Source organism: Brevibacterium siliguriense, from assembly GCF_900105315.1.
In the GTDB taxonomy this organism is placed as follows: Bacteria; Actinomycetota; Actinomycetes; order Actinomycetales; family Brevibacteriaceae; genus Brevibacterium; species Brevibacterium siliguriense.
The window spans coordinates 3,190,560-3,213,889 of sequence record NZ_LT629766.1 but is presented as its reverse complement, the minus strand read 5'-3'; the positions used below and the strand labels follow the sequence as shown (position 1 = coordinate 3,213,889).

Below are 23,330 nucleotides of genomic sequence, written 5' to 3'. Positions count from 1 at the left end.
GACTCGGCTGATTGTCGCAGCCAACAGTTCTTGTCAGTGTCTGCGGCGGACAACGTGTACGTTCTGCTCTTTGGTCAGCCCGACGGCAGTCAGACCCAGTCGCCCAGCAAACCTGATTTGGTCACTGCCCAGAGTGCGAAGAAATCAATCCCCAGAAGCACTATGGACCACAACGGATAGATAGGGAGAAACAAGAAATTGGCGCTCGCTCCGAGACACAAGAAGAAGATTGACGCCCAAGCGGCTACTCGGTTCCGGGCCGCCAACGCGATGCCGGTCGCTATGAGCACAACACCGAGTGTCAGATGAATCCATCCCCACACGGTGAAATCAAAGGCGAACAGGTAGTTAGGGAGGCTGACGAGTAATTCGTCGTTGATGAGCGCAGCAAGCCCTTGAACGAATTGAAGTACACCAACAAGAGTTTGTGACACTACCGCAAGTGCTATCCCTCCGGTCACCCAGTCTGAGGCAACCGTGCTGCGTCTGGACTCAGTGTATTCTGACATCGTATTCACCCTTCAAGCACCGTTTTGGGTTGGCCCTGACGGCGATATTCAAAGAATGTGTGACGAACAGTTATGCCGTAAGAACCGTAAAACCGACAATTCCACAATCGTCGTGCTGAAAATCGTGAAGGTCACCCGCGAAAGGTGATAATTAATGCGTCTGTGTGCTCGTGCCCGATTCGGGAGGGGGCGAGAAGTAGCGAATCTGTGGCTCGCAGGTATCAGGACTGCTGACATCTTGCGAGGAGAAAGATTTCTCATGAACAAAGGTGGACCCACCAGTTTGGGTAACGACATGACTGATTTCATGTCTAGCATCGACTACCTGCCAGCGCCCATGGCAAGGACTACCGTCAAACGGACAGAGACGTACAAGAATGGGAAGACGAGCATGGAGGCCGCCAGCCCATTTGACGGTGGACTCTACTTGATGGTGCTCATGGCCCGGGGGTCGTCCCCGTTGGTCGAGAACTGCCACCGACGCGTTGGTGACCTACCGGACGGCGACGCCGGGAAAGCTACCGGTGATCTCGAGTCCGTGCTCGTCACGCGATTGACGGCGCTCAACAACGATGCCTGATTATAGGGAAGGGATCGGGATGGCGCTGAGCCCACGGAGGCTTTCGAACGCAGATGCGAGGTGCGTGGGACGACCGAGATCCTGACGTTCGAGGACGACTATACACAAGTGTGGGACTTTCCGCCGCGCATGCTGCAATGGAGTGCCATTAGTCCACGTAAAAGTCGGAAGTGTCCGGTGAGACTTACCTCCTGGTGGGCAATGGCTATGAATGGTCACTATGCCAGACAGCTTAACCCCGACCAACGGGAAGTGCGGGGCGCAGGGACCGTGGTCGCGGCGGATCAATGAGGAGCACCGGCATTTCTACCTCGTGGACGCCTACGACAACGTGATCCGGCGGGCCCAATACCACTACTGAGCAAGACTGCCCTACGTATGAGCAGGTGGTGGAATGGAGCTTTTCACTCCATCTACTGGCGAAGCAGGTGCCTGATTCCGGCTTCAGTGCTTGCGGAGTTCAGTCGCGCAGGTAGCAGTCAACGTCGCGAAGAGCAGCATCCATTCCAGGGCAAGGGAGTTGGGTTTGGCTATGTCGACAGGTTGATGGGCGGCGCGACGTCGAGGGAGAGTTCCTCGAAGCCGAGGGTAGGCTCTCAGACCCGGTTGCGGCGGGTGGCCAGGACCTCCCGCACATTCTCGTTCTTCAGCGTAGATTCCAAAGACTTCTGCTAGCATCGATCTACTGCACCCATGCTGTCGGCCTTGCGACTCTCGCAATGCGCTTTTGGTTGAGTCGCAAGGATGTTCCTATTCGATAGCTTCCAGGTTTCGTGGCGTCATCGACTGAAGATTTCTTCTGGTCGTGCATTTCTCATAAGCGAAAGCATCAACGCGCCGTCCCGTTTACTCACAGTCATCTTGGCAGCTCGAACCATGGACCGTCGGAGGGGCTTCATTCGGCGCAAGGAGGTCTGGGAGCAGATTTTAAGTTTCGTTTTGCGGGGCTGTGGCCGCGGTGATCGTGTCTGGCGACGGAGTAGTGCCATCGCCATCCGTGAGGTGCAGGCCGTCTGGAGCTGGGCAGAGAATTATGTAAACGCCATTCCTCGAGCTAGGTTGGCAACTTGAGGCCAGACGGCGGCGAGCCGAACACCTTAATCATCTCGTCTTTGGCGATCGTTCCAGCCTCAGAGATGATTTTAGTGGCGACGGAGGCGCGAGCGTAGATCTCTCCGTCGACGACGATCCGGCGCTCGAAGCACACAGCACGCTCATCAACCCCGGAGATCTTGGCTCCGATGCAGTAGCGTTGCCCGAGTTTGAGCGACTTACGAAAACGGATGCTCTCCTCGCTGACCACTCCGCTCCGACGTCTGGCTCTGAGGGCGTCCCAGACTCCGCTTCGGACCATCATGTCGAGCCGACTAAGGTCCATCATCGTGAAGTACATACCGTTGATCACGTGCGTGTATATGTCGATCTCGTCTGACAAGCGAGTAGTTCTCCCAAATACCTTGTCCTCCGCGATGACGAGATTTCAACAACTGCAATATCATTCGTGCGAAGTGCGTGCAGGCAATGTTGTTGGTTCGTAGCAAGTTGCGAAACATCGCCAACCATGCTGTTCATTGCTTGATGGCAATCACAGGCATCTGATTGAGCGGGTGCGCCCGCCCTCTACGGCGAGACAGTTAGCACGCGCTCCATTCGGCTTCCGACTCAGTTCGAGGCGTGCTCGTCAGTGATTTCTCGAACGCTGACGTCCGTGTAATCGAATCTATCTGTGTGAATCGTCGCTCGTCAGTCCAGGGCGGGTAAGGTCATCCGGGGCGTGGCCGACTGAAGCCGCCGGTGTTGACAAGCAGTAACATGACCATCCTCGAAAAGGTACGTTAACAGAGCATCAACGATTGCTACAGGTCTAGTTCCTCAGCGACCGCAACAGGCATGATCGCGATCGTTACGCCAGCTCGACCCATGACCACACCGACGAATTCTCTGCCGGAGTCGAGGGGTTTCGCGAGGCGACGAGCGAATCCTTTGTTGACGTATCCGTAGATGTGTTTCGAGCCGGGACGAGCGACAGCTATCGCATGGGGGTCGTGCTTGTTCTCAAGTTCCCGGCGAAGATCAATGCGATCTCCGACCTTCAGTCGTGCAGCGGGGTAGTTCTTCCATCCTCGAACGTTCAAGTAGAAGATCCCAAGTCGTGCCAGCGCCAGGTTGCCAGGGGCGGGCTGTTTTCCGGATTCTTGGCTGACAAATCGGAACTCGCCTTCGCGCCGCTCGACGCGGAAGGCAAGGGTGCCGCGCTCGTCGCGAACCAGCTCGGAATCGGCTTCTTCCTTCGACAACCACGTCTGGCTCGTGGGCGCAACATCGTTTGTCGGGGCCTGACCGGGCACGTTGGAGAGCGCATCGTCTGTCTGCGGCTTATGGGCAACCGACGACACCACCTTTGCAACCAGCCAACATCCAAGTGCTATTGCCAAAAGGATGCCGACTGCGACCCACATGAGGTGACCTCCATGTCCACCGTTACCAGAATCTTAATCGAACCGGCGATCAGTAGGGGCCAGCTAGTGCGAAAGAACAGACACTCAAGCCCTGACGCATCACACGAGTAGCTTGACGCGCTGGTTGAGAAGTGCCCGCCGTCTGGTCGGATCGGGGGCTCGTCCTTATGGACCGCAAGCTAACGGTGACGTCCTACCTCACACAGCCCGCGAACTCGATAGAATATGTCGATGGCGAGAAGACTCATTGAGCACATCTACGACGACCTCGACGGCACACTCATCTCCGATCCCAGTGAGGGCCGGACCGTCACTTTCGCGATCAATGGAACCAGCTATGCGATCGACCTCACTACAGCTCACGCTGAGGAGTTGGAAGAGAGCCTTCGACCGTTCACGAGAGTGGCTAGAGCGGTAAAGAGTTCGCAGTATAAGAGGCGTACCCGTGACTCTCGGCGAGGACAATGCGACCTCGAAGAGATTCGGAAGTGGGCGCGAGAAAACGACTATGACATTTACACTCGTGGCCGCATCCCAGCAGCTGTTGTCAAAGCCTACGACAACGCTCATTAACGCCAATCTCGCGCGAAAGCCCGGCAAGCTCGCCATCGAATCGGCAAGAACCGAAACGAAGAAGATGGGTAACCGTGGGGTTCGCGACTCCACATCGGAATCGGCCAAACGATGCAGAATGTGTAATTGCAGGTCAGAGGTGATTCCTATGGTCCCCCCAGTGGGACTCGAACCCACACTGAATCGATTTTAAGTCGACTGCCTCTGCCGATTGGGCTATAGGGGGAATGCTCAGAACACACTTTATCGGCAAAGCCCGGCCACCGCGATCTGAGACATTCCGCGGACGATCCGGGCACGTGGCTAACCTGGAACGATGACGACGAACGGACCCACCCGGCAGGCCTGGGTGATCCTCGTCGTCGGCGTTCTCACGCAGATGGCGGCGACCATCGCGATCGCCGGACCCGCCTTCCTCATCCCCTATATGCACTCCGACCTCGGGTTCACACTCACCCAGGCCGGCACCGTCGCTGCCGCACCGAGCTTCGGACTCATCCTCACCCTCATCGCCTGGGGCGCATTCGCCGACCGTTTCGGCGAACGCCTGGCCATGACTTTGGGGATCGGGCTGACCGCCGTGTTCTCGGCCGCCGCCGTCCTCGTCGTCGACTCGCCGATCTGGATGGTCATCGTCATCGCCGCCTCCGGTGCCGCAGCCGCCTCCGTGAATTCGGCGTCCGGCCGCGTCGTCATGGGCTGGTTCCCCCGCCACCGCCGCGGGCTGGCCATGGGCATCCGCCAGATGTCCCAGCCACTGGGCACGAGCGTGGCCGCCGTGACCATCCCACCGATCGCCGCGGCCGGCGGATTCCCCGCCTACCTCTGGTTCGTCGCCGCCGTGACCGGCGTACTCGCCCTCGTCTGCTTCGCCCTCATCCGCAACCCACCGGACCCGACCCCCACTCGCGCCGAGGTGGCCGACCCCGACCGCGACACCGAACCGGAGACGGAACGCCACGGACAGAACGAACCGGGCACCGCCTCGGCGGGGGAGGGGAAGCCCAGCGCCGCCTCGGCGATCAATCCCTACCGCAGCGATTCCTTCCTGTGGCGCATCCATGCGGTCTCCGCGCTCCTCGTCGTCCCGCAGTTCGCGTTCTCCACCTACGGGCTCGTCTGGCTCATCGTCGTCCAGGGGGTCGGCGCGGGCGCCGCCGGAGCGATCGTCGCGATCGCGCAGATCGTCGGCGCAGTCGGCCGCATGGTCATCGGCGCGCTCTCCGACCGCACCGGATCCCGCGTCGGCCTCATGCGCATCGTCGCCGTCGCTGCCGTGATCGTCGTGGTGGCCATCGCCATCCTGTCGCTGACGGAGCTGCCAGCCGTCGCCGCTGTCGTCTTCATCCTCGCTTCAGCCGTGTCGGTGGCCGACAACGGACTGGCCTTCGCCTCCGTGGCAGAAGCCGCCGGCCCGCGGTGGTCGGGCAAAGCGCTGGGAGCCCAGAACACGGGACAATTCGTCATGTCGGCCCTGCTCGGCCCCGGATTCGGTGCCCTGGTGACCGCCTTCGGCTATCCGATCTCCTTCGGAATCATCGCACTTGCCCCATTGCTGAGCTTCGGAATCATCCCGCGGCGTGACGTCGATCGCATAACCTGATATTCACCTCGGCACATTATCGTGCACGAGGCGCAACCTCGTGCCGACAGCGAAAGGGAAGGATCTCGTGAACAACCTGTTCCAAGAGAATCTGCGGGAGTACATCGACAAACTCCGCCTCGAAGGGTACACGGTCGAGGACAGCCAGACCACGGATCCGCACCTTATCGACCCCATGGGCCGAGCCGTCGAAACGTGGCGGGAGGGGTACCCGTATGACGAACAGATGGACCGCGAAGAATACGAACTCGAGAAGTACAAGCTGCAGGTCGAACTGCTGAAGTTCCAATACTGGGGTCAGGACACCGACGCCAAACACGTCATCGTCTTCGAAGGCCGTGATGCCGCCGGCAAGGGCGGAACGATCAAACGCTTCACCGAACACCTCAACCCGCGAGCCGCCCGCGTCGTCGCCCTCAACAAACCCTCCGACCGCGAGGCCGGACAGTGGTACTTCCAACGCTACATCTCCCACCTGCCCACGAGCGGAGAGATCGTCATGTTCGACCGGTCCTGGTACAACCGGGGCAACGTCGAGAGAGTCATGGGATTCTGCACCGACGACGAATACGAGACTTTCATGGAGCAGGCTCCCGTGTTCGAGAAGATGCTCATCGACTCCGGAGTCCACGTCACGAAGTTCTGGTTCTCTGTGACCCAGAGAGAGCAGCGCACCCGATTCGCGATCCGGCAGATCGACCCGGTGCGTCGGTGGAAGCTCTCACCGATGGACCTCGAATCCCTCGACCGATGGGACGACTACACGAAGGCGAAGGAAGAAACATTCCGCCGCACCGACACCGACCACGCTCCGTGGATCACGATCAAGAGCAACGACAAGAAGCGCGCCCGCCTCAACGCGATGCGCTACTTCCTCAACCAGTTCGACTACGAGGACAAAGACACCTCCGTCGTCTATGACGCCGACCCGCTGCTCGTCCGCCGCGGCCGCGACGCCGTCGACGACTGATCAGCGTTCGTTCGCCGTCGCCGAGGCGGTGGACCGACAGTCCGGTCCGTGTCTGATTCCGGGAAGAAATTCGGCCGGGTGGAAGGGGAAAGACCACCCGGCCGGAACCGTGGAGCGGGACCGCAACCCGCTGTGCAGTGCTGCGCGGCTGTGCGCCTTGGTGTCAGACTCCGGGCAGCGGCGAATCAGGAGTGTTCTTCGGCGTTCCTGCGCGCCTTGCGCAGCGCCCGGCGCTTCTTATGACCGGCGAAGCTCCAGAAGAAGAGGACGATTGCCAGGAGTACGAACAGTCCGCCGCCGGCGATGCCCGCATCGACCCAGAACTGTGGCGGGAAGAGGCGGATGAGCGAATCATCGGCGTAGAACTCCCAGGTCCCATCGGCGAAGAACACCTTGTGGAATCCGCGGAAGAAGCTGTCCCAGCCGAGCACGGCGACAACGGCGACAGCGGCCATGAAGACGATGCTGAAGATCGAGCCCAGGCGCACGCCGGCGTGGATGCCCGAACCGCCCTTGCGGCACATGTAGATCCCGAAGAGCACGGACCCGATGATGCCCACCAGCGCCACAAGGTAGAGCAGCGAGATCAGACCCTTGACGTCGGCCATATGGCTGAGCTCATCGGAGATGAAGATCGGCTCTCCATTGGGCATGACGATGTCGGCGAGGTAGCGCCGGGAATCGAAATTGTGCAGGTAGTCGATGACATAGGTCCCGTAGTGCTCGCGGTCGGCGGCACTGAAACCGAACTGGTCGGCCGGGAATCCGGGCCGGAAGTACTCGAATTTGAGGAAGATCCCTGAGGCGACGAAGCGCACCGCCAGAGCCAACAGAACGAATGGTGAAGCGAGCATGATCCAGATCGTTCCGATGACATCGAGGACCGACCGGCGCCGCTCGGGCACCTCGGGATCACGGACATCGGTCGACGTCGCTGCCTTCGACACCGCCGCCCAGTCTGCTTCGCTCATCACCGCGGTGCGCGCATCCTGCGGCACCTCACGGGTGGCTCCGGTATCTGTCGAGGTCGACGATGCGGCAGCCGAATCCGTGCCGGCGGACTTCTGCGCGGCGTTCTGTTCGGCGGCACGCGTGCTCGCCGTCGCGGGCTGAGAATGCGGATTCGACGAATGGGCGGGAGTCACCCTCACCGGGCCGGTCGAGGGCTTCGCATCCGCGGAATGCTTGGGGGCATCCTCGGCGATGGGATCCGTGATCGGATCGAATGCCTCGGTGTCGGTCGAGGGATCATTGGCCGCCTCCAGAGGAGCCTGCGACTGCTTTTCGGCAGCACTGGCAGACCCTGAACTCATCCGCCTGCTCAGGAGGTCTTCGGTCTCGTTCTTCTCGTCTCTGGACACATCCCCATTGTCAGTGACCACGGGGTCCAAGCGGGGGAGGACACGCCACAGCGGCCGATTTCACCGGGCCCCTCGCCGAGGCGGCGCTGCCGTCATCGTTTCCATGACGGTGGGTGCGGGGTCAGGTGCGGGCCGTCGTGGAGGCAGCGGTCGGAGGTTTCGGAATCAGCCGAGCAGGGCGGCGATGATGACGAGAGCCGGAACGGAGAGCACAGTGGTGATGAAGACGGCATCGCGCATGAGCGCCTCCGACTGTCGATACTGCATCGAATAGATGTAGACGTTCTGCGCGGTCGGCAGGGCGGAGGTGACGACTATGGCGAACAGGTCGATTCCGGAATAGCCGAGCAGGGGACCGCCGATCGCCCAGGCGATGACCGGTTGAGCGATGAGCTTGGCGCCGGAGATGTAGCTCAGCTGTGCGCGGCTGCCCTTGACGGGGATTCCCCACCCGTCCTTGAGCGAGATGCCGAAGGCCAGCAGGGCACCGGGGACTGCGGTCGCACCGATCATGTCGATAGGTTCGAAGACGAACCGCGGCAGTTCGAAGCCCGTCGCCGAGGCGGCCACTCCGGCTGCGGCACCGAGGACGATGGGGTTCTTGAGCACTTGGAGGGGCGCGGAATACCAGTGCGAATCATGCTGCTTCTTCCCGGTGCCGTCGAGCACGGCCATGCCGATGGGAGCGAGGACGAGGAGTTGGAAGAGCAGGACCGGGGCGACGTAGCCGATGTCGCGGAGGACGTACGCGGCGATCGGGATGCCGAGATTGCCGATGTTGACGTAGCTGGTCGCCCACGCGGAGAACATCGCTTCACCGGTGCTGCGCCGCCTGATCCATTTGGTGAGGACGAAGAGAGCGGCACCGACGATGAGCGCCGAACCGCCGGTGGCGAAGAGAGCGGTGTTGAAGATCAGCCCGAGGTCGGTCTCGGCGACCGTGACATAGAGCAGGGTTGGGGTGCCGGCGTAGAAGACGAGCTTCGCGATGACCTGCTGGCCGTGGGGTCCGAGAACGCCGGAGCGGCCGAGGATGAACCCGACCAGAATGACTCCGGCGATGACGGCGAAACCTTCGAATACGGCCAGCATGGGCTGCTCGGGTCCTCGCTTCCTGCAGCTGGGAGGGTCGGTGCCTGAGTGAGGCGGACGGTGTCAGTCCGTCTCGGCGATATCGGAGACGATATAGGACGCCGCGGCGCTGATCGCACTGACGGTGAACACAGCCGGCCATGCACCGATCTTCTTCGCCAGTGGGTGGGAGGCGCCGAACCCGCCTAGGTAGGCCAAGCTCAGTCCGGTGGCGGCCGGCCAGCCCTTCTTCACATACCAGGAGCGGGCAGCGTAGGCACCGGCTGCGGCGAGGACGACTCCGCCGAGTGGGCGGATGCCGGTTTCGCGGGCGGTGAGGAAACCGCCGATGAGGCCGACGGCGACGAGTGGGGCGGTGGAGACTTCGCGTGCATCCTTCATACGCACCAGTTTAGGCGTGCAGGTCAGCGGACCGGACGGCGGTCTCATAACGCGGTTTGCGCGGCGGGCGTGCGCGGTTCCGACCCGCGGGGGCCTGCGCGGTCGCGGCGGTGGAGAGGCTCAGAGCAGGCTGATCTTGATGACCGAGGCGATGCTCAGCACCGCGATGAGACACACTGAGGTGGTGAGGAAGATGACGGCCCACGGGGTCGGGCGGCCGCGTTCGATTCGGATCGAGGCCGAACCGAGCCGGTAGCGTCTGACCTGCATGGCGATGGCGACGATGGCCATGCCCAGGCAGACGACGAAGATCGCCACTGACCAGCCTTGGAAGACGTTGATGTAGCGCATGAAGACGAGGCTGACGACCGTCAGTGTCAGGCTCGTGCGCAGCCATGATTGGACCGTGCGTTCCGGCTGCAGAGCCGGATCGTCATGCGGCTGCGGTCGCGGTGAGCGGGTCGGCATCACAACAGGCCGGCGAACACCAGGACGAGCAGACCTGCACCCAGCGCCGAGGCGAGGCTGACGATAGGAATGATGAGCGGCAGCGGCAGCGAGGTCTTGCGTCGCATCGCCGATTCGATGCGATGCCAGCGGACGGCGGCGCCGCCGGCGAGGATGAAGCCGATGACCATGAGGACGATCGACAGGGTCGCCCGCAGGCCGGGCGTGAATATCTCCGAGGTGAAGGCCTCGACGGCGATTCCGCCGCCGATGAACGCCAGAGCGGTGCGGATCCAGGACAGGAACGTCCGCTCGTTGGCCAAGGTGAAGCGAGGATCGGGATCGACGCCGTCGGGAAAGAGCCGACGGGCGATGCGGCTGCGGGATTCCTGCGAAGAATTGTTCTCACTCACCCTTCGAGGATAACCGTAGACGGAGCGGGGCAGGTATGGAACTCTATGCTGATGAGCGACGATGAGATGATGAAGTCCGTTCTGCGGCAGTCCCTGCACCGGGGGCGGAAGAACCTGCGATGGAAGCTGTCCGGACTCGATGAGAGGTCCCTGAGATGGCCGCGCACCCCGACCGGATTCAACCTCCTCGGCGCACTCAAACATATGGCGCAGGTCGAGATCGTCTACTTCGGCGATACTTTCGGCCGACAATGGCCGAATCCGGGGGAGCTTGTCACCAACGCCGATATCGACCTCGACCCGCAGGCGGACTGGTGCGCGACCGAGTCCGAGTCAACCGAATATCTGTTCGACCTCTACACCCGCGTCGCTGACTTCGCCGACGAGATCATCGATTCGCTCAGCCTCGATTCGCCGGGACGCGTGCCGCACTGGCCCGACGGGCGCGACGAGACCACGCTGGGCGGCATCATGGTCGACGTCCTCGTCGAGCTCGCCAGGCACCTGGGGCAGTTCGACATCGTCCGAGAAGGCATCGACGGCGCCGCCGGACTCTCCGAGGCGGCTCCGAACCTGCCGGAGGACTTCGACCACGACGCGTATCTCGAACGGCTGCGAACCATCGCCGACCGATTCTGAGGCGCGGCGGGCCGGGGCCGGCCGTCGCGAAGTGTGGTGACCGATGACGCGACAACGCCGTTGTCACCTATCATGACTGTGGACATACGGTGACCGCTGCGCCGCCGATGCGCGGGAGAACCCGATGGAGGATCCCCGACCACATGGTGAGTCCGTGCGCGGCCGAAGATGAAAGCGAAGAACACCATGAGTGAGCAGCCGAACGGTTCGAGTTCCGGAAACGCGAGCGACCCCGAGGCCGTATCCGGAGTCGAAGAGGCTTCGGGTCCCGCCAAATGGAAGGTCATCGGTCCCGGTCTCGTCGTTGCGGCCACCGGTGTCGGTGCTGCCGATATGGTGGCAACCCTTGTGGCCGGCAGTCAGTTCGGCTATGGACTGCTGTGGGCGGTGATCGTCGGCGTCATCCTCAAGATCGTCCTCGTCGAAGGTGCCGGCAGGTTCAGCCTCGCTACGGGCAAGACGATCTTCGAAGGCTGGCGTTCTCTCGGCCGCTGGACCACGTGGTACTTCGGCCCCTACATCATCATCTGGGGCTTCGTCTACGGAGCCACGGCGATGAGCTCGGCGGCACTGCCGCTGGCAGCGCTGTTCCCCGGGGTCAGCCTCACCGTGTGGTCGGTGCTCATGGGACTGGCCGGATTCGTCATGGTGTGGTTCGGCAAGTACGGAATCTTCGAGAAGATCACTGCCGCGCTCGTCGGCATCATGTTCATCACCGTCGTGGGTCTGGCGATCATCGCCCTCCCGAACATCCCCGACATGCTCACCGGGCTGATCCCGATCATCCCCGAAGGCGGAGTGATCTACACGCTTGCGCTCGCCGGCGGCGTCGGCGGCACGATCACCTTGGCCGCATACGGCTACTGGCTGCGGGAGAAGGGCTGGCACACTCCGAAGTGGATGCGGGTGATGCGCATCGACAACTCGATGGCCTACGTCATGACCGGCATTTTCGTCATCGCTATGCTCATCGTCGGCGCCGAGGTCGTTCGCGCCGCCGGAGTCTCCATCTCCGCCGAAGACAAGGGACTGCTCGACCTCGCCGACGTTCTCAAGGCCCGCTACGGCGAGGTCGTGGGCATCGGATTCCTCGTCGGATTCTGGGCGGCTTCGTTCTCCTCGATCATCGGCGTCTGGAACGGAGTGTCCTTGATGTTCGCCGACTTCTGGGGTCATATGCGCAAGAAGCCAGGCGGACACCCCGACACCCTGACCGGCGGCAAGTACTTCAAGTTCTACGTGCTGTGGCTGACGTTCCCTCCGATGCTGCTGTTCATCCTCGGCAAGCCGATCGGCCTCATCCTCGCCTACGGTGTGCTCGGTTCGCTGTTCATGCCGTTCCTCGCCATCACCCTCCTCGGTCTCCTCAACGGCAAGAAGATCCCGAAGGAATGGGCGAACAAGCTGCACACGAACATCGCCCTGGCGATCACTGCGCTGCTCTTCATCATCCTCGGTCTCCAGCAGCTCTACTCGGCGCTCGCGCCGCTGTGGGGCAGCGGGGAGTGAACCGCCTCGGCGGGGCCGGACACCGACATTGCCGCTAAGCTGGGACACGCAATGTCAGATCAGAACCCGACCCCGTCGACCACTCCCTCGGATCAGAATCCGCAGCGGCCGCCTCGGCGACGGAAGAGCGGACGCGGACGCACGCAGCAGCGGCGTGCGAACACCGCCGCCCAGCATCAGCAGCGAAGTGCCCGCCTCAAGGAGGCCCGCGCGGCCCATCCGGTGACCGTCTCCTACCCCGAAGATCTGCCGGTCACAGGGGCGAAGGACGAGATCACCGAGGCGATCCGGGACAACCAGGTCGTCATCATCGCCGGAGAGACGGGATCGGGTAAGACCACCCAGCTGCCGAAGATCTGCCTCGACCTCGGCCTCGGGGTCGACGGACTCATCGGCCACACCCAGCCTCGGCGAATAGCCGCTCGGACCGTCGCCGAGCGCATCGCGGACGAACTCGATGAAGAACTCGGCAGCACCATCGGCTACCAGGTGCGGTTCACCGCGCAGGTCGCCGACTCCACCCGGGTGAAGGTGATGACCGACGGCATCCTGCTGTCCGAGCTCTCGCGTGACAAACTGCTGCGAGACTACGAAGTCATCATCATCGACGAGGCGCACGAACGCAGCCTCAACATCGACTTCCTCCTCGGCTATCTCAAGGAAGTCCTCGACCGACGTCCCGATCTCAAGGTCATCATCACCTCGGCGACGATCGACCCCGAATCGTTCTCCGCTCACTTCGATGACGCTCCGATCATCTCCGTCGAAGGCCGCACCTTTCCCGTCGAGGTCCGTTACCGGCCGCTCGGGGATGATCCGGCCGATGACGATGTCGACGGGCCCGGCGAATCCGGGAACTACGAAACCGGAGTCGAGGAGCAGACCGATGGAATCATCTCAGCAGTCGACGAACTCGCCGCCGAAGACCCCGGTGACATCCTCGTCTTCCTCTCTGGCGAACGTGAGATCCGGGACACAGCCGACGCCCTGACCGACCATCTGCGCAGACGTCCGCGGATGAGCAATTGGGAGGTCGTTCCGCTGTTCGCCCGGCTCTCGGCGGGGGAGCAGCAGAAGGTCTTCCAAGCTCACTCACGACCCCGCATCGTCCTGGCCACGAACGTCGCCGAGACCTCGCTGACAGTGCCCGGGATCAAATACGTCATCGACGTCGGCACTGCCCGCATCTCCCGCTACTCCAACCGCACCCGGGTGCAGCGTCTGCCGATCGAGCGGATCTCCCAAGCCAGTGCGAACCAGCGCAAGGGCCGCTCCGGGCGCACCAGTGACGGCATCTGCATCCGCCTGTACTCGGAAGACGACTTCGACTCGCGTCCCGAATTCACCGATCCGGAGATTCTGCGAACGAACCTCGCCAGCGTCATCCTCCAAATGGCCTCACTGGGATTCGCCTCGAGCGATCAGGAGATCCTCGACTTCCCGTTCCTCACCCCTCCTGAAGCCAGGGCCGTCCGTGACGGACGCACGATGCTCACCGAACTTGGGGCGCTGAACAGCGATTCTGCAGGCAGGATCCACGTCACCGAGATCGGTCGGAAACTCACCGTGCTGCCGATCGACCCCCGCCTGGCCCGAATGGTCATCGCCGGTGCAGAGGCCGGCTGCGGGGGAGAGGTCATCGTCATCGTCGCCGCCCTGTCGATCCAGGACCCCCGGGAACGACCAGCCGAGGTCCGCGCCGCAGCCGATGAGAAGCACGCCCGTTTCACCCATAAGGGCAGCGACTTCCTGTCCTACCTCAACCTGTGGAACTACCTGCAGAGTCTGCAGGCGGACATGGGATCCTCGAAATTCCGGCGCCGCTGCAAGGAGGAGTTCCTCAACTTCGTGCGCATCCGCGAATGGCAGGACCTCGTCGGCCAGCTGCGCTCACTGCTCGGCTCCGCCGGAATCCGGATCGAGAAGTCCGTCTGGCAGCCGACCGACGACGGAGACGCGGCCGAGTCCTGCCACGGAGCGGGCTCCGGGAAGGCGAACACGGTCGTAACCGGCGATGTTTCCGAGCGTGGTCAAGCCGGTCGTGGCGGTCGTGGCCGTGAGGGTCAGAATGCTCGTGGCGCTCAGAATACTGGCAGTCGGAACGCTCAGGGCGGACACGGCGCGAACGGCAAGATCGGATTCGCCGAACTCAGCGCCGCCAAACGCAGTGCGAAGAAGCAGGGGGCGGCCGGCCCCGCAGGGGACACCGGGAAGCAGGTGGCCGCGGCCAAGCTCGATCCGCACGCCGCCGCGATCCATCGGTCTCTGCTGACCGGACTGCTGACGATGATCGGCTCACGTTCCGAGAGACACAAGGACTATCAGGGGGCCCGCGGCACCCGGTTCGCGATCTTCCCCGGATCCGGACTCTTCAAGGTCAATCCGGACTTCGTGATGGCCGCCGAGCTCGTCGAGACCTCCCGTTTATGGGCACGCACCGTGGCCGCGATCGATCCGGACTGGGTCGTCGAAGCCGCTGGTGACCTAGTCACCCGTCAACATTCGGATCCGCACTGGTCGACGAAGGCCGGCGCCTCGATGGTGTACGAGAAGATCTCCCTCTACGGGGTCACACTCGTCAGCGACCGCCGCGTCGGCTACGGCACCATCGACGCCGAGGCCGCCCGTGATGCGTTCATCCGCAAGGGGCTCATCGAGGGCGACTGGCACGAACGCTTCGGCTTCCTCGAACACAACGCGGCCGTCATCGACGAGGCCGAGGAACTGGCTTCGCGGACACGGAATCGTCGCGTGCTCGACCAAGACGATGCCCTCTACGAATTCTTCGACGAACGGATTCCGGAGGGGATCACCTCGGCGGCGGATTTCCGGGGATGGTGGAAGAAGCAGAAGCGACGGGACACGCACCTGCTCGACCTCACCACCTCGGTGCTGCTCAGCGACGACAGTGAGGAGCTGACCGCCTCGGTGGCCTCGGACTTCCCGATGGAATGGGAACTGACCGACGGTACGCGGGCGAAGCTGCGCTACTCCTTCGACCCCGGCAGCACCGAGGACGGGGTGACCGTGGAGATCCCCGCCGAGGCGGTGCCCGCGGTCGACGCGGACGAGTTCAGCTGGCAGGTCCCCGGGCTGCGCGAAGAACTCGTGGCCGCCTATATCCGCTCACTGCCGAAGAACAAACGCCGCTACTTCGTTCCCGCTCCCGACGTCGCCCGTGAGATCCTGCCCGCGCTCACCCCGTACCAGGGGAGCCTGCCGGACGTGCTCGCTGCGTATCTGAGCGAACGCGCCGGCGGGGGAGGGCTGAATGACCTCGTGCCGATCACGGTCACCGCCGATGACTTCGAACGGTCGCGGATTCCCGCCCACCTGCGGCTGACTTTCCGGGTCGTCGACGGGAAGAAGACCGTCGGCCTCGGCGAGGACCTGACCGCGCTGACGACGAAAGCCAAACCGCAAGTGCGCAAGGCCCGCCAGAAGCAGAGCGCATTCAACCCTCAGACCGGTCTGACGAGTTGGTCGTTCGGTGAACTGGGCGACCCAGATCAGGCTCCGGCTGGTGTCGTTCCGGGGCTTGCGGACCGGTCGATGTCGGTCGACCTCGTCGCCTTCGATACCGCAGCGCAAGCGCGACTGGCCACGCGAGAAGCGATCATCACACTGCTGGCACAGCACACCAGTGAGGCGCTGAAATACCTGCAGGACGGGCTGACCACCCAAGAGAAGCTCGTCCTCGCCGGTCACCAGAAGACCGCCGACGAACTGCTGGTCGGGCTGATTCGGGTCGGAATCCGAGGACTCGTCACCGACCGGCTGGGGCCGGCCGAATCGTCGTGGGTGGCCACCGCCGATGAGTTCGCCAGCCTGCGTAAGCACGTCGACGCCGAGCTGCCGCTGACGTGTTCGTCGCTGCTGCCGTCCCTGATGAAGGCGCTGACGGCGGCTACCGAGCTCGACAAACTCGTGTCGAAGGCATCCTCGTTGGCGGTCCTGTCCAACCTCGCCGATGTGCAGGCATGGAGCGCCTCCCGGACGAGTACCGCTGCCATTGCGGCGATGACTCCGCAGATGCTGCGCGAGCTGCCCCGGTGGGTGCGGGCCGAAGTCGTGCGCATCGGAGGGATGCAGGATTCACCGATCCGTGACAAACAGCTCATGGACCGAGTCACCGGCTGCGGCAATGATGTGCTGAAGAAGATCGGGAATCGTTTCCCGCCACTGGCGAAGGCCGAATGGTCGCATCTCATCGTGTCGCTGCCAGCCGCATGGGTAGAGGTCGTTGTGATGCTCGAGGAGCTGCGAGTCTCACTGTTCGCGAATTCGCTGGGCACCGCGCATCCGGTGTCCGAGAAGCGCATCGCGAAGGCTCTCGCTCAGCTCTGAGCCCAGCATCGCTGGGAACCGCCGCGGCGAGCGGAGGGCTAGATGTCGGCGAAGAAGCCGCTGAAGAGCCACCACAGCGGCAGAGCCCCGGCGGCAAGCAGAGTCGCGGCACCCCATGCGATGCGCCACTTCCACGTGCGACGGCGGGTGCCGATGAAGAGGAAAGCAATATAGAAGATGAGGCAGAAGGCCCCGGAGAGACTGAGCAGCACCATCCCGGCCGCCTCTGCGCCAGAAGTGCCGAGATCGAAGAGGTACTTCGTCGTCTGCGCAATCTGCCAGGAGAACCAGATCGCCGCGCAGAGCAGGGGGACGCCCAGGACTCCCGCGACGATGAGCGGCAGGGCCTTGAGCCAGCGTTCCTTCGGCTCCGAGCGGCCGGCGTATTCGACGAATTCCTCAGACATCGCACCCCAGCATATGGGCAGAATCCGTTAAGACGCTGGACGCAACGCTCACCGGCAGGCCGGACCCCAGCCACTGTGACTGAACGGACATTCGGGACACGGGCGAAGAGCGATAGGATATTGCGGTGACTTCTGGCCAGTATTCCGACAAGGACATCCGACACGAGGCGTCCCGCCGCCGCACGTTCGCTGTCATCTCGCACCCCGACGCGGGAAAATCGACGACCACCGAGGCGCTTGCCCTCCACGCTCGCGCCATCGGCCAGGCAGGAGCCACCCATGGCAAGGCCGGTCGCCGCGCCACAGTCTCCGACTGGATGCAGATGGAGCAGGACCGCGGAATCTCGATCTCCTCGGCCGCGCTGCAGTTCGAGTACCGCGACGCCGTGTTCAACCTCGTCGATACTCCCGGCCACGCCGACTTCTCCGAAGACACCTACCGAGTGCTCTCCGCCGTCGACTGCGCCGTCATGCTCATCGACGCCGCCAAGGGCCTCGAAGCACAGACGATGAAGCTCTTCGAAGTCTGTGCCCACCGCAACATTCCGATCATCACTGTCGTCAACAAGTGGGACCGTCCCGGCCTCGACGCGCTCGAACTCATGGACGAGGTCCAGCAGCGCACCGGTCTCCTGCCCACACCGATCACCTGGCCCGTCGGCCAGTCAGGAGATTTCCGGGGAGTCCTCGACCGCACCAGCGGCGAGTACACGAAGTACACGCGCACCGACGGCGGCGCCACGATCGCCGGTGAGGACACGTATTCCGCCGAGGCGGCCGCCGACCTCGAAGGTGATGCATGGACGACCGCTGTCGATGAATCCGATCTGCTGGAGATGGAAGACCAGAACTACGATCAGGAGACCTTCCTCGCCGGGAAGTCGACCCCGGTGATGTTCGCCTCGGCCGTGCTCAACTTCGGCATCCACAAACTCCTCGACCTCCTCGTCGACCTTGCACCGCCGGCCGAAGCCCGCCTGGACAAGGACGATCAGCCCCGCCCCGTCGATGATCCCTTCTCCGGATTCGTGTTCAAGGTGCAGGCCGGAATGGACTCCAACCACCGCGACCGTCTCGCCTATATCCGAGTCTGTTCGGGAGTCTTCGAACGCGGAACCGTGCTCACTCATACCAGCACTGGCAAACCCTTCGCCACGAAGTACGCTCAGCAGGTCTTCGGTCGCGACCGAGACGTCGTCGACGAAGCGTTCCCCGGCGATGTCGTCGGACTGGTCAACGCCTCCGCGCTGCGCGTCGGTGACTCCCTCTACCTCGACAAGAAGGTCGAGTTCCCCGGCATCCCGACGTTCTCGCCCGAACACTTCATGGTCATCCGCGCCAAGGACTCCTCGAAGTACAAGCAGTTCCGTCGCGGCATCGAACAGCTCGACCACGAAGGCGTCATCCAGGTGCTGCGCTCCGACCTGCGCGGCGATCAGGCACCCGTGCTCGGTGCCGTCGGACCGATGCAGTTCGAAGTGGCCGAAGACCGGATGACCCACGAATTCAACGCTCCCTGTACCCTGGAGCGCCTGAACTTCTCCCTCGCCCGACGCACCACCCCCGAATGCGTGCCGACCCTGGCCCGGGAGCGCTCGGTCGAGGTCCTCCACCGTTCCGACGGAGAGCTGCTGGCTCTGTTCTCCGACCGGTGGCGGCTGCAGGGCGTGCAGAAGAACCACCCCGACCTGGTCCTCGAACCTCTGGTCGTCAGCTGAGATAACAGCTGCTGCGTTCGGATGCCGGTGTCCGGCATTTTGACGCGGACATTAATATGGATAGTTGGGGCCGAAGCGAAGCCCTGCAGGGCCAACCGCCCGCGTGGGACTCCTCCCGCCGCTCGGTGAAACCCAAACAGACAAAGGAGAATTGTGGGAACGAAATCGATTCGAGTCGCGATTGCCGGACTGGGCAACTGCGCCTCGTCACTGATCCAAGGCGTGGAGTACTACCGGAACGCGTCGCCAGGGACGAAGGTTCCCGGCCTGATGCACGTGGAATTCGGGGACTACCACGTCGGTGACATCGATTTCGTCGCTGCCTTCGACGTCGACGGCAAGAAGGTCGGCGTCGACATCGCCGAAGCGATCACCGCGAGCGAGAACAACACCATCAAGCTCGCCGATGTGGAGCCGACAGGCATCGAGGTCCTGCGCGGACCCACCCTCGACGGACTCGGCGAGTACTACCGCGACACGATCGTCGAATCCGACCGCGACGCCGTCGACGTGGTCAAGGCTCTCAAAGACGCCGAAGCGGATGTTCTCGTGTGCTATCTGCCCGTCGGTTCGCAGAAGGCCGTCGAGTTCTACGCTCAGGCCGCCATCGATGCGAAGGTCGCCTTCGTCAACGCTCTGCCCGTGTTCATCGCCGGCACCAAAGAATGGGACGAGAAGTTCCGTGCTGCCGGCGTCCCGATCGTCGGTGACGACATCAAGTCCCAGATCGGTGCGACCATCACCCACCGTGTGATGGCGAAGCTGTTCGAAGACCGCGGCGTCGTCCTCGACCGGACCTACCAGCTCAACGTCGGCGGCAACATGGACTTCAAGAACATGCTCGAGCGTCAGCGCCTCGAGTCGAAGAAGATCTCGAAGACCCAGGCCGTGACGTCGAACACCTCCGCCCAGTTGTCCGACCGCGACGTCCACATCGGACCCAGCGACTACGTCGAATGGCTAGACGACCGAAAGTGGGCCTTCGTCCGCCTCGAGGGCCGCAACTTCGGCGACGCCCCCGTGTCCCTGGAGTACAAGCTCGAGGTGTGGGACTCGCCGAACTCCGCCGGAGTCATCATCGACGCCGTGCGTGCGGCGAAGATCGGCCTCGACCGCGGAATCGGCGGGGCCCTCATCTCCGCCTCCTCGTACTTCATGAAGTCGCCCCCGGAGCAGAAGGACGACGACGCTGCCCACGAGGCCGTCGAAGCCTTCATCCGCGGCGATATCGAACGCTGATATCGCCGAGGCGGCCCACCCCCCCAGCCCGGGTGCTGAGTCGCCTGCCGGCTGAGAGGGCGCCGATTGCAGTTACCTGCGGTCGGCGCCCTTGTTCATTCACCGACGTCGGCGAGCATTGAACCGCACCGCCGCCTCGGCGGGGGACCGGTTCGTCCGGCAGTGTCCGGGCATCCGGAATATGAGATTCCCGTGACACAACGTTGATTGTCCATGACACTTGCTCTTTGAGGTGATCGCGCTCACATGGGCGACACCCGGCTCAACGCATGCGCCAGTGCCACCCCGACCGAGGAGACCTGATGTCGAACACCACACCTGCGGCCGCAGAGAAGAGGAATGACAGTTCCGAACTGAGCTGGCTGATGCGCCTGCTCGTCATCATCGAAAAAGCCGGCAACAAACTGCCGCACCCGTTCTGGCTGTTCCTGTCGCTGGCCGTCATCGTCATGTTCCTCTCGGCGATCTTCGCATCCACGGGCCTCAACGCCGTCAATCCGGCCACGGACGAGAAAGTGACGGTGACGAACCTCTTCTCCACCGAATCGCTGCGTGAGATCGTGGCAGGAGCCACGAACAACTTCGTCACTTTCCCACCGCTGGGACTCGTCCTCATCGTGCTCATCGGTGTGGCCGTGGCCGAGCAGTCCGGGCTGATCCCGGCGATGCTGCGCGGAACCATCGCCGGGGCCTCCCCGAAGTGGATCACGTTCATCGTCGCCCTGGCCGGAACCGCCTCGTCGATCGCCTCCGACGCCTCCTACATGATCATGATTCCCCTCGGCGGACTCGCATTCAAAGCCGTCGGCCGCAATCCGCTGCTCGGCTGCCTCGTCGCGTACGCCGCGACCTCGGGAGGCTATTCGGCGGCGCCCATGGTCAATTCGCTCGACACGATCCTCGGCGGTCTCTCGACCTCGGCCGCACAGATCATCGACGCGGACTACTCTGTCAGCCCGGTCGCGAACTTCTACTTCAACTTCGTCTCCATGTTCGTCGTCGCTGCCGCGGTGACGCTGGTGACCGAGTTGGTCCTGTCCAAGCGAGCCGACCAGATCGAACTCGACGAGGAGGCTGACGACGATCCGGACAACTTCGATGTCAAGATGGCCCTCGACGCCGATGAGAAGCGCGGAATCGTCATCGCTGTCATCTCCATCATCGTCTGCGCCGGCGTGCTGTTCGCCCTCGCCTGGCCCGCCGGATCATTCCTCCGCGATGAAGCCGGGGGATTCGGTCCCGAATCGGGACTGATGGCCGGAATCGCCGCGATCATCGGCTTCGGCTTCTTCATTGTCGGCATCGTCTACGGATACGCCACAGGGTCGATCAAGCACACCGCCGATATCCCGGAGATGATGGGCAAGGGACTGCTGCCGTTCGTACCGGTCATCGTCCTGTTCTTCGCGGCCAGCCAGTTCCTCGCGCTGTTCAAGATGTCCAACCTCGGCGAGATCCTCGCGATCAAGGGCGCGGAAGTCTTCGGGGCACTCAACACCGGTCCCTTCGTCATCCTCCTCGGCGGATGGCTGCTCGTAGCACTGGGTGCCCTGTTCCTCACCTCCGGTTCGGGTCTGTGGACGCTCATGGCACCGGTGCTCGTGCCGATGTTCATGCTGCTGTCCATTGCCCCGGAGACCACTCAGGCCCTCTACCGCATCGGTGACTCGACGACGAACATCATCTCCCCGATGAGCCCGTACTTCGTCGTGGTCCTCGGATTCATCCAGCGGTACAAGAAGGACGCAGGCATCGGCACGGTGCTCTCGTTCACGATCCCGCTGTCGTTTGCCATGTTCATCCTCTGGGGACTCCTGTTCTTCATCTGGTGGGCCACCGGCATTCCGTGGGGACCGGGCGCGGCCACTCACTACCAGATGGGCTGAGCCGGGAATTCTGAGCGCGACGCGAGCGTTGTCCACCACAGCATCACGATCGTGCGACGTCGGACTCTGCTGGCCGGAATCCTCAGTTCCCGTCCAGACCGTCCGGTTAGACTGTGAACGTGAACGATCATCTGCGCGGCCTCCCGGCTGTGCATATTCTGCTCAGATCGAAAGGATCTCGACCGTGAGTAACCCCATGATGAACCGGGCTATCAACCAGGGAGCCCAGGCCGGACGCAACCAGCCGGTGATGTCCGATCAGGAACTCAACAACCTGTTCAATCAGCCGGCCGCAGAGAACCGCAACGCCGGGCCCCAGGTCGCCGACCGTGCGATGACCTATGACGATGTGATGATGAAGACCGGTGTGCTCTTCGCCATCCTCCTCGCCGGTGCCGTCGTCGGCTGGTTCGTGCCGATGCTCGCGCTGCCGGCTGCACTCATCGCCCTCGTCCTCGGGCTTGTCAATGCCTTCAAGAAGGAACCGAGCAAGGCCCTCATCATCGGCTATGCCGCATTCGAAGGTGTCTTCCTCGGCGGCATCTCAGGAATGTTCGAGGCGACGTTCCCGGGCATCGTCGTCCAGGCCGTGCTCGCTACGCTCAGCGTCTTCGGCGTCATGCTCGCGCTGTTCAAGTTCAAGGGCGTGCGCTACGGCTCGAAGATGATGAAGTTCATGATGATCGCCGTCGGCGGTTACGCGATCTTCTCGATCATCAATTTCTTCTTCGCCATGTTCACCGGCTCCGGCGGTGCTCGCAGCGTAGAAATCTCGCTGTTCGGAATGACCTTCCCTCTGGGAGTCATCATCGGCATAGTCGCCACCGTGCTCGCCGCGATGACCCTGATCATGGACTTCCAGATGATCGAAGAGGGTGTCAAGCACAAGATTCCGGAGAAGTACTCCTGGATGTGCGCCTTCTCGCTTATGGTCACCCTTGTGTGGCTCTACATCGAGATCCTGCGCCTCATATCCTACTTCAGAGACTGAGTGACGGTCTCGCCCCACGCCTGTGGGCTGAGGCCGAGCGCTGAACGAAGGGCGGATCCCCGAATCGGGGATCTGCCCTTCGTCGTATCCCGCAGCGTCGATCACAGACCTCCCCATTGCTTGTGATCACTTTTCTGCCTATCGTCTGAAATGCCGATGACAAGCGTCGGCGGACCGCCTTCATCGGTGAAGCGCGGTACCTAGAC

General features: G+C 62.8%; 21 protein-coding genes and 1 tRNA gene. 12 read left to right on the top strand and 10 right to left on the bottom strand.

Features of this window, described 5'->3' with window-relative positions; genetic code table 11:
* Nucleotides 1-89: 89 nt before the first annotated feature.
* Nucleotides 90-509 (bottom strand): DUF7144 family membrane protein, encoded by a 420-nt coding sequence (locus tag BLU88_RS14380; RefSeq protein WP_092015342.1) that lies wholly within the window; start codon nucleotides 507-509, stop codon nucleotides 90-92.
* A 295-nt stretch (nucleotides 510-804) separates the two neighbouring features.
* On the opposite strand from BLU88_RS14380, the gene BLU88_RS14375 reads away from it, so the two are divergent.
* Nucleotides 805-1,089 (top strand): hypothetical protein, encoded by a 285-nt coding sequence (locus BLU88_RS14375; protein ID WP_167356896.1) that lies wholly within the window; start codon nucleotides 805-807, stop codon nucleotides 1,087-1,089.
* A 220-nt stretch (nucleotides 1,090-1,309) separates the two neighbouring features.
* On the top strand, nucleotides 1,310-1,450 hold the full coding sequence (locus tag BLU88_RS14370) for a type II toxin-antitoxin system YoeB family toxin (protein ID WP_231939442.1): 141 nt from the start codon (nucleotides 1,310-1,312) through the stop codon (nucleotides 1,448-1,450).
* A gap of 693 nt (nucleotides 1,451-2,143) precedes the next feature.
* Here the strand turns inward: BLU88_RS14370 and BLU88_RS14365 are convergent.
* Both BLU88_RS14365 and BLU88_RS14360 read right to left on the bottom strand, forming a co-directional pair.
* Nucleotides 2,144-2,524 carry an acyl-CoA thioesterase gene (locus tag BLU88_RS14365; protein WP_092015332.1) on the bottom strand — a complete coding sequence of 127 codons (381 nt, stop codon included), beginning with the start codon at nucleotides 2,522-2,524 and terminating at the stop codon, nucleotides 2,144-2,146.
* Nucleotides 2,525-2,945: 421 nt separating this feature from the next.
* Entirely contained in the window at nucleotides 2,946-3,548 is a 603-nt protein-coding gene (locus BLU88_RS14360; RefSeq protein WP_092015329.1) for an HIRAN domain-containing protein, read from the bottom strand.
* A 231-nt stretch (nucleotides 3,549-3,779) separates the two neighbouring features.
* Here BLU88_RS14360 and BLU88_RS14355 point away from each other — a divergent pair, with 231 nt between their 5' ends.
* On the top strand, nucleotides 3,780-4,121 hold the full coding sequence (locus BLU88_RS14355; RefSeq protein WP_157689131.1) for a histone-like nucleoid-structuring protein Lsr2: 342 nt from the start codon (nucleotides 3,780-3,782) through the stop codon (nucleotides 4,119-4,121).
* A 149-nt stretch (nucleotides 4,122-4,270) separates the two neighbouring features.
* Here BLU88_RS14355 and BLU88_RS14350 read toward each other — a convergent pair.
* Nucleotides 4,271-4,347, bottom strand: a tRNA-Leu gene (locus BLU88_RS14350).
* 90 nt (nucleotides 4,348-4,437) lie between these two features.
* Between BLU88_RS14350 and BLU88_RS14345 the strand changes: the two genes are divergently transcribed.
* Complete coding sequence (locus tag BLU88_RS14345; RefSeq protein ID WP_092015323.1) at nucleotides 4,438-5,724, top strand: MFS transporter; 1,287 nt, start codon at nucleotides 4,438-4,440, stop codon at nucleotides 5,722-5,724.
* A 67-nt stretch (nucleotides 5,725-5,791) separates the two neighbouring features.
* Entirely contained in the window at nucleotides 5,792-6,694 is a 903-nt protein-coding gene (gene ppk2, locus BLU88_RS14340) for a polyphosphate kinase 2 (RefSeq protein WP_092015320.1), read from the top strand.
* A 185-nt stretch (nucleotides 6,695-6,879) separates the two neighbouring features.
* On the opposite strand, the gene BLU88_RS14335 is transcribed toward ppk2, so the two are convergent.
* The 5 genes from BLU88_RS14335 to BLU88_RS14315 form a co-directional block, all read right to left on the bottom strand.
* Complete coding sequence (locus tag BLU88_RS14335) at nucleotides 6,880-8,055, bottom strand: TIGR01906 family membrane protein (RefSeq protein ID WP_092017531.1); 1,176 nt, start codon at nucleotides 8,053-8,055, stop codon at nucleotides 6,880-6,882.
* A gap of 165 nt (nucleotides 8,056-8,220) precedes the next feature.
* A complete protein-coding gene (locus BLU88_RS14330; RefSeq protein WP_092015317.1) occupies nucleotides 8,221-9,147 on the bottom strand; it encodes an AEC family transporter in 927 nt (308 codons plus the stop codon).
* A gap of 63 nt (nucleotides 9,148-9,210) precedes the next feature.
* The gene (locus tag BLU88_RS14325; RefSeq protein WP_231939441.1) at nucleotides 9,211-9,528 is read right to left on the bottom strand and encodes a hypothetical protein; all 318 of its coding nucleotides are present in this window, start codon (nucleotides 9,526-9,528) and stop codon (nucleotides 9,211-9,213) included.
* Between the two features lie 120 nt (nucleotides 9,529-9,648).
* Nucleotides 9,649-9,996 carry a DUF202 domain-containing protein gene (locus BLU88_RS14320; protein WP_092015310.1) on the bottom strand — a complete coding sequence of 116 codons (348 nt, stop codon included), beginning with the start codon at nucleotides 9,994-9,996 and terminating at the stop codon, nucleotides 9,649-9,651.
* Nucleotides 9,996-10,388, bottom strand: coding sequence for a YidH family protein (locus tag BLU88_RS14315; protein ID WP_092015307.1), 393 nt, complete (start codon nucleotides 10,386-10,388; stop codon nucleotides 9,996-9,998). The genes BLU88_RS14320 and BLU88_RS14315 overlap by 1 nt, the downstream gene beginning before the upstream one ends.
* A 51-nt stretch (nucleotides 10,389-10,439) precedes the next feature.
* Here BLU88_RS14315 and BLU88_RS14310 point away from each other — a divergent pair, with 51 nt between their 5' ends.
* From BLU88_RS14310 to hrpA, 3 genes are all read left to right on the top strand, one after another.
* Nucleotides 10,440-11,027, top strand: a complete 588-nt coding sequence (locus BLU88_RS14310; RefSeq protein WP_092017529.1) for a DinB family protein — start codon at nucleotides 10,440-10,442, stop codon at nucleotides 11,025-11,027.
* Between the two features lie 186 nt (nucleotides 11,028-11,213).
* On the top strand, nucleotides 11,214-12,536 hold the full coding sequence (locus BLU88_RS14305; RefSeq protein WP_092017527.1) for an Nramp family divalent metal transporter: 1,323 nt from the start codon (nucleotides 11,214-11,216) through the stop codon (nucleotides 12,534-12,536).
* Nucleotides 12,537-12,587: 51 nt separating this feature from the next.
* Nucleotides 12,588-16,883: an ATP-dependent RNA helicase HrpA gene (gene hrpA / locus BLU88_RS14300; protein ID WP_092015304.1), complete on the top strand. Its 4,296-nt coding sequence runs from the start codon at nucleotides 12,588-12,590 to the stop codon at nucleotides 16,881-16,883.
* 38 nt (nucleotides 16,884-16,921) lie between these two features.
* Here the strand turns inward: hrpA and BLU88_RS14295 are convergent, their stop codons facing one another.
* A complete protein-coding gene (locus tag BLU88_RS14295; RefSeq protein WP_092015301.1) occupies nucleotides 16,922-17,290 on the bottom strand; it encodes a hypothetical protein in 369 nt (122 codons plus the stop codon).
* Between the two features lie 125 nt (nucleotides 17,291-17,415).
* Between BLU88_RS14295 and BLU88_RS14290 the strand changes: the two genes are divergently transcribed.
* The 4 genes from BLU88_RS14290 (at nucleotide 17,416) to BLU88_RS14275 (ending at nucleotide 23,124) form a co-directional block, all read left to right on the top strand.
* Entirely contained in the window at nucleotides 17,416-19,008 is a 1,593-nt protein-coding gene (locus tag BLU88_RS14290) for a peptide chain release factor 3 (protein ID WP_092015298.1), read from the top strand.
* A gap of 153 nt (nucleotides 19,009-19,161) precedes the next feature.
* The gene (locus BLU88_RS14285) at nucleotides 19,162-20,247 is read left to right on the top strand and encodes an inositol-3-phosphate synthase (protein WP_092015295.1); all 1,086 of its coding nucleotides are present in this window, start codon (nucleotides 19,162-19,164) and stop codon (nucleotides 20,245-20,247) included.
* Nucleotides 20,248-20,549: 302 nt separating this feature from the next.
* Entirely contained in the window at nucleotides 20,550-22,133 is a 1,584-nt protein-coding gene (locus tag BLU88_RS14280; protein WP_092015292.1) for an AbgT family transporter, read from the top strand.
* A 196-nt stretch (nucleotides 22,134-22,329) separates the two neighbouring features.
* Nucleotides 22,330-23,124, top strand: coding sequence for a Bax inhibitor-1/YccA family protein (locus BLU88_RS14275; RefSeq protein WP_092015287.1), 795 nt, complete (start codon nucleotides 22,330-22,332; stop codon nucleotides 23,122-23,124).
* The last annotated feature ends 206 nt before the right edge of the window (nucleotides 23,125-23,330 follow it).

What these genes read in the sequence shown, in the direction of transcription:
- BLU88_RS14380 (WP_092015342.1), bottom strand. Translation starts at nt 509, where the DNA reads ATGTCAGAATACACTGAGTCCAGACGCAGCACGGTTGCCTCAGACTGG.
- BLU88_RS14375 (WP_167356896.1), top strand. Translation starts at nt 805, where the DNA reads ATGACTGATTTCATGTCTAGCATCGACTACCTGCCAGCGCCCATGGCA.
- BLU88_RS14370 (WP_231939442.1), top strand. Translation starts at nt 1,310, where the DNA reads ATGCCAGACAGCTTAACCCCGACCAACGGGAAGTGCGGGGCGCAGGGA.
- BLU88_RS14360 (WP_092015329.1), bottom strand. Translation starts at nt 3,548, where the DNA reads ATGTGGGTCGCAGTCGGCATCCTTTTGGCAATAGCACTTGGATGTTGG.
- BLU88_RS14355 (WP_157689131.1), top strand. Translation starts at nt 3,780, where the DNA reads ATGGCGAGAAGACTCATTGAGCACATCTACGACGACCTCGACGGCACA.
- BLU88_RS14345 (WP_092015323.1), top strand. Translation starts at nt 4,438, where the DNA reads ATGACGACGAACGGACCCACCCGGCAGGCCTGGGTGATCCTCGTCGTC.
- BLU88_RS14330 (WP_092015317.1), bottom strand. Translation starts at nt 9,147, where the DNA reads ATGCTGGCCGTATTCGAAGGTTTCGCCGTCATCGCCGGAGTCATTCTG.
- BLU88_RS14325 (WP_231939441.1), bottom strand. Translation starts at nt 9,528, where the DNA reads ATGAAGGATGCACGCGAAGTCTCCACCGCCCCACTCGTCGCCGTCGGC.
- BLU88_RS14320 (WP_092015310.1), bottom strand. Translation starts at nt 9,996, where the DNA reads ATGCCGACCCGCTCACCGCGACCGCAGCCGCATGACGATCCGGCTCTG.
- BLU88_RS14310 (WP_092017529.1), top strand. Translation starts at nt 10,440, where the DNA reads ATGAGCGACGATGAGATGATGAAGTCCGTTCTGCGGCAGTCCCTGCAC.
- BLU88_RS14305 (WP_092017527.1), top strand. Translation starts at nt 11,214, where the DNA reads ATGAGTGAGCAGCCGAACGGTTCGAGTTCCGGAAACGCGAGCGACCCC.
- hrpA (WP_092015304.1), top strand. Translation starts at nt 12,588, where the DNA reads ATGTCAGATCAGAACCCGACCCCGTCGACCACTCCCTCGGATCAGAAT.
- BLU88_RS14295 (WP_092015301.1), bottom strand. Translation starts at nt 17,290, where the DNA reads ATGTCTGAGGAATTCGTCGAATACGCCGGCCGCTCGGAGCCGAAGGAA.
- BLU88_RS14280 (WP_092015292.1), top strand. Translation starts at nt 20,550, where the DNA reads ATGTCGAACACCACACCTGCGGCCGCAGAGAAGAGGAATGACAGTTCC.
- BLU88_RS14275 (WP_092015287.1), top strand. Translation starts at nt 22,330, where the DNA reads ATGATGAACCGGGCTATCAACCAGGGAGCCCAGGCCGGACGCAACCAG.